The sequence below is a fragment of the Vibrio sp. M250220 genome (assembly GCF_036533795.1).
Taxonomy (GTDB): domain Bacteria; phylum Pseudomonadota; class Gammaproteobacteria; order Enterobacterales; family Vibrionaceae; genus Vibrio.
This window is the reverse complement of sequence record NZ_JATABI010000038.1, coordinates 25514-42534: the sequence shown is the minus strand read 5'-3', so window position 1 is coordinate 42534 and position 17021 is coordinate 25514. Positions and strand designations below refer to the sequence as shown.

Below are 17021 nucleotides of genomic sequence, written 5' to 3'. Positions count from 1 at the left end.
ACTAATAATGGTGTTGAGCTGCTGTTGAGAAAGCACGTCGCTGGAAATGTCGATATCGCTATTGCATGCCGCCAATAAAGGAATCGCCCCGAGAAGACCTAGCCATTTATAATTCATTATCAATCCTCATTATTTAGCCGTTTATTTTAAGCGGCTAAGCAGGTGACATGAAGTTAATGACCGGGAAATAATGTGATATTCCTTCCTTTTCTTAATGATGCACACCCAGTTAATAATTAATCAATCTATCAAGTAATTATCATTAATGACCTAGTTAAAGATTATTTTAATACTTTAAAGAGTACGGCATTTCAGCCTCGTCATTTTCCCTCGGTAGTTAACGTAGTGACAAAGTCACTTGGTAATTAAGGTACGACAGAATCGCTTGGTGATCACATGAGCTAGCCTCACCAGCTAGCTCGAAGCTGGACAAAAACGTTTTATATTTTTTGCTAAATTAGTAAATTACGGATTATCTTTAGTATCGAAAACTCAGGTTGCATTCATATAGTACTACTCAGCTGGTATTGATTGCCATCATGCAGGTCAAATTCACTCAAAATATAATCAATGCTCATAGAAAAGCCCCCCTAGGCACTCTCTATTAAATCTAATAAGTGCTGGAAGCGTCGGTCTTTAACTAGCTCAGGCTTGGCTTGCTCTATTAGGTCAAGTACATCCTCTAGATTGACTGGTAAACCAGTGTTGCTATCTGGCGTTACCAGATAACACAGCTCTAGAATCTCATCTGGGTACACTGACGCGATGGGCTTTCCTTCTTCATACTCGTAAGTTAACTGTTGCGTCCAATATGGTTCAAGCTGCACTGGGGCTAGGCACCACTTAGCGCACTTAAGGAGTTCAGGCAGCGCTTCCTTTGAGTGAGTTAAAAGACTAATCCATGCTTGAATTTCAGCCTTTGTGCGCAGTTTCTTTTCTCTAGGCCAGACGTTGTTGATAAATGGAATAACGCGCTCTTTCCATTTTCCTCCATTTCTTCTTCCGGCAACACCTAGGTAGTGAATAGCGTCACTTCTCTGGGTGTTCTTCATGTTTCGAATGCTATTCTTGAAATCCTGAGCGACCAAAGAGGCTGGAGTGTCTTCATGCGGCATTCCCAGCTCTACTATTATTTGGGCTGCCACCTTCCTTTCTCCCTCGCCCCATGACCACTTATAAAGGACAGGGAATAAGTGCTTCAGGTGCTCTTGAATATGTGTAAGTAGTGGCAGGTACGGCACCTTGCTATTTGAAATAAATCCATTCCATGCTGGCTCAGAGTTTTCATGCTTCAAGTCAAACCAAGGAATTACATTTTCAACTGTCCAGTCTGGATCTAACCAAAGCATCCATTCAGCAAATTTAGCGAAAATAACAACCGCACAGTCCTGACCTTCACCACCTAGAGAGGTTAGCTTGCCAAACCTGCTTTTAATAAAGTCAGGCACTCCATCTCCCTTCTCTAAATCCATGGTTCGTAATTGATTAAATAGACATTCAGTTATCTTTCCTGCGGGGCTATTGATAGCGTGTCCATACGTTCTACGAGATAGATTTAAGCTTCTACCCCCTACGGTGGTGTCAACTATAGAGCTCTTAGCTACATCTTCTTCAGATTGCCAAATGTCATCAATGAATTTATCAAATGCAAGCCATAGTGCCTCTTCATCAACTTTCAGCATCGCGACAAAGAAATTATCGAACCAAGAGCTTAAGGTGTGGCTAATTTCTAACAATACATCTTGAGGTAACAAACCGAGTCGACAAAGTAACGCTTGATTGGTTTTTAGGTCATCAATCTCAGGCCATTCCTGTAAGATCTTCTTCCAGTGGGTAACCGGATACTCTCCTTTTTTTGCTAGATACAAGAGTGCCGCCAATGCTCTCCTTGGTTCCTGTTTGACTAACCCAGCAAATGGTGTCTTGTTAACAAAGCTCCCAAACTCTCTTGGTTTAATTGCATCGATAGCTGCAATTATCTTATGAGCAGGAAGAGCGCTTATCGGGACGGTTGATTCATCATGTGTAATACTGGTGACTTGTACCCTTCTTGGCTCAGCCAGCCTCTTAATGCGCTCTTCACTAACTTGGTTAAGTGCAGGAGCTAAGGTGTCGTAAGTGCCCAGAAGACTAGCTGGTATCGCCTCTCGTTGGATATTTATCCATTTTAAATATTCAGCCACAGAATCCGCCTTGTACTCTGGATATTCGGATTCTGACCAATACTCGTACTTCTCTGGTCCCTCAAGCAGTTTTCCTATTACACGCCCCTGCTCAAGAGTCGATAGGTCGCCCCATCTTCCCTTAATTAAGAAGAGTAGTTCCTGTCTGCTTTTGTCACTCCAAAACAAAGTTCTATCTATCGTGCAAATAGCCTCCGTCACCTCGCTTGCTGTGAACAGTGACTTAAATCTCAATGCATAAAGCTTTAGCTTAATAAACTGAAGCCCGTCATCAAAACGCCACCCACTAGCCATTATGCGAGCGTCATCTGGAAGAAACTTAGCTAAGTCATCGAACACAAGTCGAAACAAGTTAAATTCCTGATAATCTTCTTCGGAAAGAACGTCTGGATAACATGATGGCGGGTAGAACATTACACTGCCTATCCTTTCGTGATGCCTGTCCGATAACCTCAAATGCCCCTCTAAAATTCTCGCGAGTTTGAGTAGATTTTTTTCTTTAGGGAGGTCAATTTTTGTTAAGTCTCTGAATGGGCTTTTAACCTCCCAGTTCCCAAGGTGATGTAACTCAATATTGTCCCACTCAGACCTAGGAGGAATAACGCCGTTAATCCCCGTGGCGGGCGAATAACGAAGATAGGGAGCCATTTCAGTACTCACAAACACAAGGACTTCTTCAGTCCAACCTTGCGTTTTAAGTAAGTCCAGTAGCATATAATACGGACGGTAATAATAAGGCACAGCATGTTGCTTTACTCCGTCAAAGATGAGAGCCCAAGCTTTAAGGCAATTAGGGTGAATGTCTTTTCTTTGTACGAGCCCTTTTAACTCAGTCTCTAGAGTTGGATGTAAACCAAATTTCTTCACCGCCCACCATGCGACCACCGGACTATCGTGAATTCTTCGAATCCAACGCGACAAGCTAGCCAGCCTTGATGGTAATCCAATCTGCTTACTACCCAAGCGGCAGTCTAGAGCATTAGAGTGGCCATCTCCCCATGAGCCAGTCAGCAAGTCTTCATACATGATAACTGGACTATCGTCATCATCGTCACCTTCTAATCCTTGCTTAATGTCAATTCGCTTAGGGTCTGAATCCAAACCGTAAGCATCTAATGGGTCAAATTGAGTATTGTTAAAATAGTCCGTAGCAGTATTTTCTGCCCTAACCCCCGCATCAAACACACACAACCATTCTGCATGTGGCGGCGGCTCTGCATTTGCAAATGCCCTTGCACCTGCGTTACTTCTTACAAGATGTGCAACCATACCACGCTCATGAGGTTCTAGCTCTGACGGGTTCTTTTGAGCCATCTCTAACACTTTGCTCCGCCAAGCTCTATGGTCTTTAGCACGTTCAGCCCAAGCCTCAAGAGTTGACCATAAGACAGGATGGTCTGAGTAGGCTATTGCAGTGACACCTCTGTCACGCCACTTAACTTCAATGTCTTCTGGCTCGCCCTTGTCAAATGCGTATATCTTTGTTCGGTCATACTGACCATCATGATTTAATCCTTGGAGTAGATATTTGACCTGCGGGTCTTCAGCTTGATAGCCAACCAGAACCACTGTGTAACTCTCTAACAGCCTTAAAATAAAGTTGGTAGCCCAGCCTTCAGATAGGTAAGCCCTGCCAAAATCAGCACTACTCAATATGTATGGGTGACGCCCCTCACCTGTATTGTTTAATCGTCCATGCAGGTAAGTAATTCCCTCAAGTGATGCCCCAAGTTTTATGTCAGGAAATGCAGGTGGTTCATGACGAGGAAGATCTTTTCCATCTCCTAACTCAAGTAATAAATCGAAGTTGGTAGTGACGATTTGTGGTTTCCCATCTGAGCTAGTAGACAGTAGTCGAATCAATCCGTGTTCATACCCAGCATCACCGTAAGGCTTAAATTCATTCAGCCTCTTGGCGACTAACTCGTTGACCTCTTCACGACCATATTCCTGATACAGCATGTGAAAAATCTGGTCTAGCGGAACCTTGGGGGCATCTTCTTTTGTATTCTTATCAACCCATGGCTGGAAGGCTTTGTGCAGCTCTGAGCCCTCTGCTGGCTGGTAGAAGTCAATCACATGTTTAGTCAGGTCAGCAAAGCCAGGAAGTCCTGACGAAAATGAAATACCCGCACCACACAGGAAAACAACTCTCCCCTTATCTCTTCTTTCTAGAAGTACGTCAGGGATATCAGGACTATCAAAATTAAAGCGCATAGCTGTCCGTTTGCGTTGATAAGACTTAGCGATCAATAATACAACCAGTTGCAACGCTTCACTTAACTATCAATCACATATTTCGAAACTCTGTGCTTGGGAACCGACTTCGTCACTATGCTCAAAAACTCGCTAAGGTAAGACACCAGTAGACAATACACAGATAAGAAAAAGTAGGTCAAACCACCTGTAAGTGATTCATGAGATTGAGCATCACTGGCATGGAAAGGGGCAATAGTGAGTTAGCTATTCCTCTAAAGTCCATAAATGCACAGGAAAACAATGAAAGTGATTTCTAGTATTTAGGGATAAGAATAAGCCCGCAGCAGAGGTGCGGGCTTTAAAGGAAACAAAAAGTTGAGCATCACACTTTAAAGCGGCCAACCAAGTCGTATAGCTCGTTGGCACGGTGGTTGAGCTCTTGGCTACCAGCGCGATTCTCATTTGCCAGTTCGGCAGATTGCGAACTCTGGTCTGAAATGACAACCACGCGTTGAGAAATTTCCTGACCCACTAGGCTTTGCTCTTCCGTTGCCGTTGCGATAAGTGAGTTCATATCCATGATGGTTCCGATTGATTCCTGTATCTGAATGAGCGCTTTGGCGGCGGCATTCGCTTCTTCAACGGTACTTGCACCACGTCTTTGGCTAGACTCCATCGCTTTCACTGCATCGTCAGAGGCAGCTTTTAGTTGCTGGATCATCTGGTGAATCTCTCCAGTACTATCTTGAGTGCGGCTAGCCAGTTTGCGTACTTCGTCAGCTACGACCGCAAAGCCTCGGCCTTGTTCACCCGCACGAGCGGCTTCAATGGCTGCGTTCAGCGCAAGTAGGTTAGTTTGCTCAGCGATGTCTTGGATGACTTCCAGTGAAGAGGAGATATTCTGTACGTCGCCTTCTAGACGAGAAACAACGCCATTGGCTTGTGAAACCTCTTCAGCGAGAGCTTCAACCGATTGTGCCGCTGAATTAACGATGTGCTGCGCTTCTTTCGCGTAGTCATCCGCTTCTTTGGCTGATGATGCCGCCTGACTCGCGTTGTTGGAGATCTCGCTAGCTGTCGTTGTCATTTCGGTCATTGCCGTCGCAACTTGTTCTGTCTCTTCACGTTGCCCTGAAGCCAACTCATCGACTTTAGTAGCACGCTGGGACATATTGTTGGTTTCCGCGACGACTTGCTGGCCGACATCGCTAACGTTTGCAATGATGGTCTGAAGGCTGGCAACGAAAGCGTTAAAGTTACTGCTTAGCCTAGCAAACTCTGGGGCTTTAAACGCTTCCATACGAGCGGTCAGGTCAGCGTCACCGCTTGCAAATGAGCTAATGGAGTTATCAAACATTTCTAGCGGTTTCATAATGGTACGATTTATCGCAACTGCGAAGACAGCAACGATCCCCGCGATGACTAGACAGAAAATGACGATAGCTGACAAGGTAGTTTGCAATGCACTAAGGGTTGCGGCTTCCATATCGGCAATGATGGCATCAATATCATCTGTGTAGAAACCAGTCCCCAGCATCAAATCCCACTCTGGAATAAAGATTGAGTAGCTCAGTTTAGGCAGAGGCTTAGTTTCGCCTGGTTTAGGGAAGTAGTAAGTGGTGAACTCGCCAGTCTTTGCGTTACGGATGAGATCTTGGATCAGGTAGTTGCCTTGTTGATCTTGTAGATTCCAGAAGTTTTCTCCGATCCCTTTTTCACTCTTCCCCTGAACACGTCGTACGCCTTTGGAGTCGTAACCAAATACGTATCCTGATTCACCGTATTCTAGTGTTTTCAGGGTTGGGTATGCCTCCGCAAGGCTCGCACCTTTCTCTAGAAAAGGTTCGATGGAGGATTTGGCCATTTGAAGATAGTTCCTTAGTTCGGCTTTCTTCAAGTTCATTAAGTTAGCGCGAGTAACTTCGATTTGTTGCTCGTTCAGTTCGGTGGTTTTCATGTAGGTAAAGCTAAGCATACCTAACGCGATAACTAGCAGCGGAACCAATGCCAAAATATATAAGCGGCTACGAATTGTAAGACTCATACAAACATCCTGTTTAAGTACATAGTGGCTTATTGACCATACTGCGATCTAGAGGACCGAATAGGCAATAAGCTTAATTATTGGAATCATGCTTATAGACCAAAAGTTTATCTTATAAGATTAGCCAATTTATCGGCTCAGGACTGTGAATCTTGAGGGGTTTGCAGATTCTTGATATTAGACCTTAGTACAATCTATCGATAACATGGCTTGTCGTCGCAGTAACTCTTTGCTGTCAACCATTTAGACTAGTGGTAACGGTTGTTGGCAAACTTGATGTTTAGCCAATCTGCCCATCTCTTTTACACGCAATGGGCAGCGGCCATCGTAGAAAATCGTCAATTTAGTTATGTTTTCACCTCGATGTTTCTCCGAAACCGTTATGGCTATTTATCATCGCTCACTGACGTTAAGTATCTGTGCCAGTTTTGACTCACTGCTTGATATTGATAGATACAAAAATCTTTACGATCAGCCAGATAGTCGTTTTCGACTTCGTCTAATAAGCTTTTATGTTGTTCAGGGTTGCTGCCATAAACTAGGCACAAAGTTGAGAAGTAGCGTTGTAAGTCAAAGCTGTGCTCGTCTATGTATTCACCAAAATCGTAATAGTCAGGACGATCTTCGGATTCAAAGGCGAACATATCGGCGGCACTGATTGCTGCATCTTCTCCATTTTCCACATATTCGATCATCATTAGCGCAGCAAAATTATCTACGGCATCTTCTTCCTTGCCTAGAATCGGGATGTTTTGGTCGGCAATATAAGCGTGTCCGGCTTCGTGAAGCAGGGTGTGTAATACGGTATCAATGGCACCAGCTTGCGCACTCTTGCCATATTTTTTGTCATACTGATTTTTCTTAAAGTAATCCAGTGCTTGCTGATAGAACTCGTAAGGCATATGAACCTGATGCGTTTCTGGATCGTAAAGTGGGCCCTGATCGCCACCGTATTGAATGGTTAAGGTGTTTTTGAACGGAAAAATACTCTGCGATAAGTCGACTAAGGTTTGGTTTACACCACTTTGCTCAATCTCAGATTTGGCCTTTTTCTCAACCTCATTTTGTGGTTCAAGATAGCGAATGACAACGCTTTCTGAACCGGCAAAGACAGTAGATGCAAACAGCATTAGCGAAGGAAGTAACACACGATAAAACATACTCAATCCTTATTATTATCTTGGCATGGATGGACTTAGCTAATACTGGTATATAATGAATGATTTCGCTCTAGTTTGCCGTTGGTGACACTCAATTTTGAACGATGGATTGAGGGCAGGGTTGTTCAAGGGAATAGAGGGGAGTGAAATGATGATTATCATTAGGGAAGCAGCTATGCTTGTGCTACACTCGCCGCCCTTTTCCGTTTCTATGAGATAAATCACCATGAGCCTTAAAAAAGAACTTCAAAACCTTCATAACCGTCTAGATACTTGCCAACGTAAACTGGACGCAGCGAAAGGTCGTGGTGATCAGGAAATGATTTCTCAGTTCACTGATGAAATCGAAAAACTCAACAAGAAAGTAAGCTCAATGAAGCATAAGCAGCAATTCGATCGCAACAAAGAGCGTAAGAGCTTGCAGGATATGCCATTCTCTCGCGAAATCACGAAAGCGGAACAGGCGGATATGGGTAAACTGAAAAAGTCGGTAAAAGGTTTAGTGGTGGTTCACCCAATGACAAAGTTGGGCAAAGAGTTGCGCATTGAAGTGATGACAGGCTACGCACCGAACAAGTTCTAATGCCAACGTCTTGTATGTATTTAAAAAAAGCGCCTAACGGCGCTTTTTTAGTTTCTGTGCGAACGCTTTATTACTGTTAACGAGCGGATGTAATATCAAGCTTGCCGAGTAGAGACGGGAAGCCCCAGCCATTTTCTCCTTCAACTACTTTCTCACCGGTCAAATATTCATATAGAGTGGGAGCTAACGAGCCATTGGCCTCAGATCTAAGTGGCGTTGTAGCTTGACCAATTGGCGTTCCCCAAAATCCGATAAAGGCATCTTTTTCTAGGTAGCTTTCACCAGCATGTCGCCCAGGAACTTTAGTGTTATAGCCAATCCCTTCTCTAGGAAATAGGTTAATTGTGCCTGCTCTATCTTCTGCGTATAACTGGGCTAACTGAACGACAGAGTCTGGCTTTGGTGTATAGCTTGTCAGTTCTCGCCACTGAGTGGCATTACACCATGTTTGGCTCTCATTCGGGTTCACACGTTCGATACATTGATCAACTAGATCGGCAAAACGACTCAGCTCGTTCTTGTTTGGGGCGGAGAGGTAGGGGTTAAGTGACTTGGCTTCAAGCAGTTGAACCGCAGCCTTACGGTTTATGCTTCCGTAATAGTAGCGATCGCCTTGCTGAATGATGCGTTCGTCAAACCTTGTTCCATCTCGATTGGCCATGATGCGTATTTGGCAGTGATTTTCACCACAGGCTTGTTCACGTACGACCATATAATCCAATGAATCATCTAGGTAGTTTAGGGATTCGGCAATAATGTCTACGCTTTTACCTTGTGCATTGATCGGCTGCCAGTTGATTAACTCAGCGTAGACAGGCTGACTATCCCACCCTTGCTTTGAATTGAATAGGTCGAACATGAAGTTGCCTCCAGCGGTTGAGGCGACAACGACGTCTATCCCTTTATTGCTTGGATAGCTTAACGCGTTAGTGATCTTTGGCCCTTCCCCTTCATCGGAAGAGATTTTCTTGATAATCAATGGGAAACCCAATTTCTCCTCTAAAGGCTCGAAGATGGCTTTTTCTGGGTTGAGCGTGTAATAGACAGGAGCTAGACCATGATCGCCAGCCATGCCCCACAAGGTTTGATCGTAGATGCCCGCGGCTTTGTAGCTTTGTTCTATTTGAGTGATCCAGTAATCGAGTCTATTGAGCTCGCCAGTTGGCATAATGATTTCGTCACTAAAAGGACCGACAAAGTGAGCGAAGTGATCAGGCCAAGGATTGTACACTAGGGTAAAGTCTGGCATGCCTTGACCGTCGAGTTTGGTATAGCTTGAAATATCTTGTTCAATCTTCCATTTGCGAGTCAACTTGGTGTAGAAATCCCAACTCGGAATGTCTTGATATGCTGTGATATTGTCAATCAGTGACTGACGCAGTTTTGTTAGCACGGTTTCAACTTCGGCTCGTTCGTCCAACTCTCTAAGACAACGTTTCTCGCCGAAATCCCTGAGCGATTCCCCAACGCCTAAATTCACCAAACCATCGTAACTGGTATGGGCATTCCAATCATATTGAGCGTTACAGTTAAGGGTTTTTAGATGGACTAGGCGATCAAACATAGTCGATACGTTATTGGCTTGCATTAGGCGATCAAGCTGCAAAGCGTCGTTGCCAAAGAAGTAGTAAGCGCGATCTTGATGACGATCGACAAAGTGAAAATTTGGGATGCCTGTCCCTTGTTCGCCTGCAACTTTCGCCCCGGTTTTAATGATAGGCAAGTTGCGTACGCTGATTGTTGGTGTAGAAGAGATGCCAACATTGGCAATCGAGTCAGCATGGTGCTGATAGAGGCGTTTGAAAAACGGCAAATAATAGGGATCGCGATAAGTTTGTTCAGAGAGAATCTGCAAAAAGCGCATATCTTGCTGGTGTTCAGGGCTTGACTGAGCAAGCGGAGTGTCTAGCTGTTTGCTGTGTAAATAGCGATGGTAGGCATGAGAAATAAAGGGTTTGCTTGGGTCGACTAAACCTTCAATCAGTCCTTGCTGAAGTCCATCCACGGTGATTTGAACGGCGAAACGGCGCTCTTGCTGTGATTGCAAAAAGTCGACGGCGGTCGATGGTTCCTTATCAAAGGCCTTCTGTAGCCAATCATTGAGATGTTGTTGCCTTTCATCTTGATAGACGAACTGGCGGTAAGCTTTTAAGACATTCAGGCGCACAAAGTCGATCAGTGTGACGGTCAATGCCTGTGCTTTATTATTGGGTTGATTGGCTCGTTCAGCGTCGCCGTCTGCGACGATGGCAAGCAGAGCACTTTTCATCTCTCCCTCGTCCATCCCTGAGGCAGTTTTCCTTAGTATATCAACGACGATTGGCTGAATTTTGTCGACTAACTGCCTGTCGTTAGGTGTGTTATCGAGATAAGTGTAATGCTGTGGCAACTGCTCCATATCTTGCCACTCACCGATTTGAATCAAAGCGTCATACACGGTCACCATGGTTGCGATAAACTGACTATCGATTTTTAGACCTTCCTGATGCGCCTGATCTTTAGCGTGTTGCTTTTTCTGTGGTTGAGCGCTGGAATCAAGCTGAAACAAAGAGTGCTCAAACCCTTTTAAAGCTTGTTGGTCATAGACTGTTTGGAGATATGTTTTGAACTGATCTCCGTTTTCAATCCCTGTGTAGTGATCGTAAAACTGATAGAGGAAATAACCGAGAGGAATCGAGTAGGTGGGATCGGCGATTTGCCCCATCACTCTTGTCTTGGTACTGGCATTTAACGGCAGTGAGAGCAAATAGGTTTCGAGCGTCATCCCGCCAATCGTGAAAAGAGTCATATCACGAGCGAAGCGGGTGGAATAGGAGAGAGAATCTACAATTTGGTTTTTGAGAACTTCGCTGGAGTTGAATAAACCGCCAACCACAGGTGTGTTACCGACCTCGGCATAGCAGGAGGCGGATAAAGCGCTAGTTAACGCGATGGTAAGGGTCGTTGCTCTAAACCAAGTCATTGATATTATTCTCATTCATGCCGTTAATGATTTACATTGTGACATTAAAGAGTGAGAGTGCAAGCGTTAGCGAATGAGACGCAAGTGTTTTGCTTGGAAGTGAGATTCGCTACCAATCAGCCAGCAGAACTGTCGGCTGATTGGTAGGTCTTAGTGGATTAGTAGCCCATTAACTGCAACAGGTTTTCGGCGGTTTTGACCGCCTCTTTTCTGTTGGCGATATTGAGTTTCTGGTACAAGTTGCGAATATGGGTTTTGATGGTTGTCCCCGCTACGTCTAGCTCTTGGGCGATCTGTTCGTTGCTAAAACCAGAATAGATCAGCCCGAGAACTTGCCACTCACGCTGAGTCAGTGGACTGGTGCGAACCAACTCTGGGATGTTCGGGTGGTTGACCAGCTTTTCAACAAACTCTTCATCAAAGTGAACAGAACTGCTGCGTTGAGTGGTTGAGATATCTTTGAGTAGCTGTTGTGCGCGGTGACGTTCTAAATCACCCAGCTCATTCTTATGGTTGAGCTTCTCCAAGATATGACCCACTTTCGCGCCATCGACGAGGAAATTACCTAACATACCCGTCTGATTGGTCAGTGCTAATGCTTTCTTTAGTTGTTCACGAGCGCTCTCTTCGTCATCTTGTGAGATGGCGAGTACAGCGGAAACAATCAGGTTTCGGTTGGTGTCGGTCAGCAACTCATTTTCCTCTGCCTGTTGCTGGAGGAAATTAAGCGTCTCAGTGGCTTGGTCAAAAAGCCCTAGTATGATTTGCGCACGCGCAATATTACGCCACTGAAGTTGAGTAAAGTGGTTACATGCATGCTGAGGCTTAACCGTTGTTTCCAACCACTGTTTGATTGATTCGTGATCGCCGCGAGCCTGCCAGAATAGGATCAGAGAGAGCGAGGCGTTGGCAGTCCAGTCAACGTGATAGGTCGACTGTTTGAGCAAGTGGGTGATTTGCTCGATGAACTTACCTGCTTTATCAAGCTCTCCACGGCCAATCGCGATACGTGCCAGCATTGAGTAGCTATGTAAGTGCTTACTTGGGCTGTGGTTACCAAGGATATCCAGACCTTTATAGGCACATTCTTCTGCTTCATCCAGTCGATTCCAACACCATAGGATCTGGGCGCGTACACGAAGTAAGAACTCATGCAGCGGAACTTGTTGTAGTTGTTGTTCTTCTATCAGTTTAAAGGCGTTGTCTTGCACTTCGAAAGCGGCTTGAACGTAGCCCTGTGCAATCAGAATTTCACTCTGTTGCAGCATCGCCCATAAAGCCTGATGGTAGACCTGATACTGGCGAGCCAGTTTCTCTGTTTGCTGCATCATTGGCAGAGCTCGGCTGAGATGACCAAGTACGTGGTTGACCTCACCCACGACTGACGTCGCAACAATACGGCTACGGTAAACCGTGCTGTCCAACTGGCTTAGCGCCAGTTCTGCTAACTCTAGCGCTTGTTCTGGTTCATTACGGTTAATGGCAACCTGAGCGCGAAGGGCATTGAACTCACCTTGCTCTTTGGTGCTTAGAACCACATTGAGCTTACTCATCTCTTGGTCAGCTTTTGATAGTAGGTCACCAACATCGTTGTAGCGGTGCTGACTCTGCGCTAGCCAAGCCTGCAACATACAAAGCTTAGGTTCACTGTAGAGCTGTTCTGTGGTGAGAGAGTTGATCGCTTTTTCGAGTGTTTGCAGCTCACCACCATTAAACATCTTCCAGCCATACTGAGTCAGGATATCTGCGGTTAACTGGCTGTCTTTGGCTTCTTGTGCATGGCGAAGAGCTTGATGAGACGAGGAGAGTTTTAGCCATGCTTTGGCGGCCGCATGGTGGAGTTGCTTCTCTTGCTGAGGAATTCTCGCACTGCGCTCGTGAGCAAGGAACTCGGCAAACAGATTATGGAAACGATACCAGTTCTGCTCTCCCTCGAGAGGGTGAATAAACAGACCAAAGCGATTGAGAGACTCGATCATGCTCAGTGCATCTTCTCGCTGAGTCAGTTCAGAGACCAGTTGATCGTTAAAGTGATCAAGGACAGAACACTGAAGCAAGAATTGGCGGGTTTCGGTATCTAAAAGATCAAACACTTCTTCTATCAGGTAGTCCCAGAGGTGTGCGTGGTTGAACTGAGAGAAAGACTCGGCCGACTGAGCGAGAGTTTTGTTTTGATGCTGCGCTTGCAGAGCGATCAACTGTAGTGCTGATGGCCAGCCTTCTACGTAGTTACGTAAATTGGTCGCGGTGGTATCGTCAATGCCATCGGCGATACGTTGATTAAAGAAGCGCGTTGTCTCTTCGGTATCGAAGGCGAGCATTTCGTCGCCGATCTCGATCATTAAGTCTCGCACGCGAAGGTTAGCCGTCCCCAGTGGTGGTGCTGCTCGGCTGGTCACAACCAGTGTGAGGTTGTCTGGCATATGCTTGAGGAAAAAGCGCATAGCTTCGTGAATTTCGTCATCAGAAATCAGGTGATAGTCGTCCAGAACCAAATAACACTCTTGATGAAATTCAGACATCTCAGTGAAAACTTCACCGAATAGGGAGTAAAGTGAAGAGAATTGGCGTTTTTCTGCAAGTTTTTGCGAGTTTGGGCAACTGCCATCGGTGGCTTTATTCAGTGCCTGAAGCAGGTAGTTCATAAAGCGAAAAGAATCGTTGTCACTTTCGTCAATGCTGTACCAGCCGACGTGTGACTTGTCCGATAGCCATTGAGCCGCCATGGTGGTTTTACCATAGCCAGCTGGGGAGCGGAGTAGCACCAATTTGTAGAAAGGAGCCTGCTGGAGCAGATCTAATACCCTTGGTCGTACAATGGCGTTATGTAATCGACCCGGACGCGTTAACTTAGAAGGAATCCACATCTTTTTATTCCCTATTATCCTTCCACTTTTCGTGGAGCAGCGAAGTTACCCGAAGGTGAAACACTTAATTGTGTAAATATTAATCAATAAAGCTTATTGGCAATGATGTTACTTGAGAACAATCATAACCGTTATTGATCAACAATGGGTTTTTCGCTTAATTCACATTTTGCTACCAGCTACGCCCCTTTATTGTGATGAATATCTCTTATTTGGTCTGTGTGAGATGAGATTTTAGTGCCTGTTTGCACGAGAAATCATGAAAATTGCACTGCGAAGTAAAACTTAATGTGATCGAGTATGTATATTCATCAATTGTGTATTTTTCTCGACACCTATCTTTAATAAACCAGATATAGGCTAAATTGGTTGACGGTGTGATCTCAATCACCCGAGCTGTGATGTTAGGAAAACTTAATGAGACCTAGATCACTGAGCTACTGGTTGTACGCCCTCTACGCCCTTTGTCCTCCTCCTAAAATGGCTAGGAGTAGGAGGATGTTTTGCCAATCATGTCGATGCACGATATGGCACAGATGGATTGAAACCAATAAGTGAGATTTCTCTAATGAAACCTACGCAACAGAAAAATTTTGATAAAGCAGTGTTCCAAGCTGATGTGAAAAAACACCTTTCAGCGACTTACGCTAAAACTGTAGAAACAGCGACTGCGCGTGAGTGGTACCTAGCAATGGGCAAAGCACTAGCAGAACTAACAACCTTTGACTTGCTTAAGACTGAGCAGGATCCGAAGATCAAAAACGCGAAAAGCGTAAACTACTTGTCATTAGAGTTCCTTATTGGTCGTCTGACGGGCAACAACTTAATCAGCATGGGTTTGTACGATCAAATCACCGTAGCGATGGAAGAGTTGGGTCAAAACCTGACTGACCTTCTTGAAGAAGAGCGTGACCCATCACTGGGTAACGGTGGTCTAGGTCGTCTAGCAGCATGTTTTATGGATTCTTGTGCAGCACAAGAGTACCCAACGGTGGGTTACGGTCTTCACTATGAATACGGCTTGTTCAAGCAATCATTCAAAGATGGTCGTCAGCAGGAAGCACCAGATGCATGGCGCGGTGTTGAAGGCTACCCATGGGAAGTGGCTCGTCCTGAATTGGCACAAGAGATCGGTTTTTACGGTCATGTTGAAGTGACGCATGAAAACGGAAAAGAAGTCCGCAAGTGGGTACCTGGCATGACGGTAAAAGCAATGCCTTGGGATCTGCCAATTGTTGGTTACGAGTCTGACACGGTATACCCACTGCGACTTTGGGAATGTCAGGCTATTGCGCCTTTCTCACTAGTAAGCTTCAACAACGGTGATTACTTCGAAGCTCAGCACGCGCTGATCGACGCTGGTAACATCACTAAAGTTCTATACCCGAATGACAACCACGAGAAAGGTAAGACACTGCGTCTAATGCAGCAATACTTCCACTCGGCAGCATCAGTTCGCGATATTCTGCGTCGTCACGAGCAAGCAGGTTTTGCATTGGCGGATCTGCCTAAGCAAGAGACTATCCAGCTAAACGATACTCACCCAACAATCGCTATCCCAGAATTGATGCGCATTCTTCTTGATGAGAAAGGCTTATCTTGGGATAAAGCGTGGGAAATCAGCTCGAAGACTTTTGCTTACACCAACCACACACTTCTTCCAGAAGCATTGGAAACTTGGCCAGAATCTCTGATCCAGCGTCTGCTTCCACGCCATATGGAAATCATTTTTGAAATCAACCACCGCTTCCTACAAGAAGTTCGTGCAATGTGGCCTGGTGATGGTGAGAAACAAGCTAAGCTATCTATCATTCAAGAAGGCTTCAACCGTATGGTTCGCATGGCTAACCTATGTGTGATTGGTTCATACGCAGTAAACGGTGTTGCCGCTCTGCACTCAGAATTGGTTAAGAAAGATCTTTTCCCTGAGTTCCACGAAATGTACCCAACTCGTCTACATAACGTGACAAACGGTATTACTCCACGTCGTTGGTTGAAGTTCTGTAACCCGGGCCTGTCTCAACTTATCACGGATAAGATTGGCAGCGAGTGGCCGGCGAAACTGGAACTGCTAGAAGGTATTGCTCAGTACGCTACTGACGCAAAATTCCAGAAAGAGTTCATGGCTGTTAAGAAACAGAACAAAGAGCGTTTGGCGAAGTGGGTTAAAGACAACATGGGCATCGAGCTTGATACCAATGCGATCTTTGACGTACAAATCAAGCGTCTGCATGAGTACAAGCGTCAGCATCTAGACTTGCTACACATTCTGTCTCTGTACCACAGAATCATTAACGAACCTGGTTTCGAATGCACGCCACGTGTTGCATTCTTCGCAGCGAAAGCAGCGCCGGGTTACCACCTAGCGAAAGAAATCATTTTCGCTATCAACAAGATTGCGGACAAGATCAATAACGATCCGCGTATTGGCGATAAACTGAAAGTGGTCTTCATCCCTGACTACCGCGTGAGCATGGCTGAAATCATTATTCCTGCGGCGGATGTATCTCAGCAAATTTCTCTAGCGGGTAAAGAAGCATCGGGTACGGGTAACATGAAGATGGCGCTGAACGGTGCATTGACTATCGGTACTATGGATGGCGCTAACGTTGAGATTCGTGAAGAGGTGGGTGATGAGAACATCTATATCTTCGGTCTTGAAGTTGACCAAGTCGTTGCGACTAAAGCAGCGGGTTACAACCCTTACGAATACTACCACGCAGATCCTTTGCTAAAAGCGTCACTAGACCTGCTAGTGGGCGAAGAGTTCACACCTGGTCAACCTGGCCTGCTAAGAGCAACGTACGACAGCCTGCTTGATGGTGGTGACCCATACTTATGTTTAGCGGACTTTGCATCATATGTTCAGGCGCACGAGGCGATGGGTGCACAGTACAAAGACCAAGCTGGCTGGGCGAAGAAAGCCATCTTGAATACGGCCTTGATGGGTAAATTTACCTCAGACCGTTCGATTCGAGACTACGTCAATAACATTTGGAAATTAGAAGCGGTATCGCGCTAAT

The 17021-nt window shown here is 45.4% G+C and carries 7 protein-coding genes; 2 read left to right on the top strand and 5 right to left on the bottom strand.

Annotated features, from left to right (window positions below; all coding sequences use genetic code 11):
* Positions 1-590: 590 nt before the first annotated feature.
* From QTN94_RS13585 to QTN94_RS13575, 3 genes are all read right to left on the bottom strand, one after another.
* Positions 591-4400 carry an SIR2 family protein gene (locus QTN94_RS13585; RefSeq protein WP_331427928.1) on the bottom strand — a complete coding sequence of 1270 codons (3810 nt, stop codon included), beginning with the start codon at positions 4398-4400 and terminating at the stop codon, positions 591-593.
* A gap of 364 nt (positions 4401-4764) precedes the next feature.
* Positions 4765-6426 carry a methyl-accepting chemotaxis protein gene (locus QTN94_RS13580; protein ID WP_331427927.1) on the bottom strand — a complete coding sequence of 554 codons (1662 nt, stop codon included), beginning with the start codon at positions 6424-6426 and terminating at the stop codon, positions 4765-4767.
* A gap of 386 nt (positions 6427-6812) precedes the next feature.
* Positions 6813-7586, bottom strand: coding sequence for a DUF4344 domain-containing metallopeptidase (locus tag QTN94_RS13575; RefSeq protein WP_331418654.1), 774 nt, complete (start codon positions 7584-7586; stop codon positions 6813-6815).
* A gap of 226 nt (positions 7587-7812) precedes the next feature.
* Here QTN94_RS13575 and QTN94_RS13570 point away from each other — a divergent pair, with 226 nt between their 5' ends.
* Positions 7813-8169 carry a YibL family ribosome-associated protein gene (locus QTN94_RS13570; protein ID WP_138971249.1) on the top strand — a complete coding sequence of 119 codons (357 nt, stop codon included), beginning with the start codon at positions 7813-7815 and terminating at the stop codon, positions 8167-8169.
* Positions 8170-8245: 76 nt separating this feature from the next.
* Here QTN94_RS13570 and QTN94_RS13565 read toward each other — a convergent pair whose 3' ends face one another.
* Complete coding sequence (locus QTN94_RS13565; RefSeq protein WP_331427925.1) at positions 8246-11131, bottom strand: alkaline phosphatase family protein; 2886 nt, start codon at positions 11129-11131, stop codon at positions 8246-8248.
* A gap of 158 nt (positions 11132-11289) precedes the next feature.
* Positions 11290-13998 carry an HTH-type transcriptional regulator MalT gene (gene malT / locus QTN94_RS13560; RefSeq protein ID WP_331418093.1) on the bottom strand — a complete coding sequence of 903 codons (2709 nt, stop codon included), beginning with the start codon at positions 13996-13998 and terminating at the stop codon, positions 11290-11292.
* A gap of 568 nt (positions 13999-14566) precedes the next feature.
* On the opposite strand from malT, the gene QTN94_RS13555 reads away from it, so the two are divergent.
* The gene (locus QTN94_RS13555; protein WP_331427924.1) at positions 14567-17020 is read left to right on the top strand and encodes a glycogen/starch/alpha-glucan phosphorylase; all 2454 of its coding nucleotides are present in this window, start codon (positions 14567-14569) and stop codon (positions 17018-17020) included.
* Position 17021: the final 1 nt, after the last annotated feature.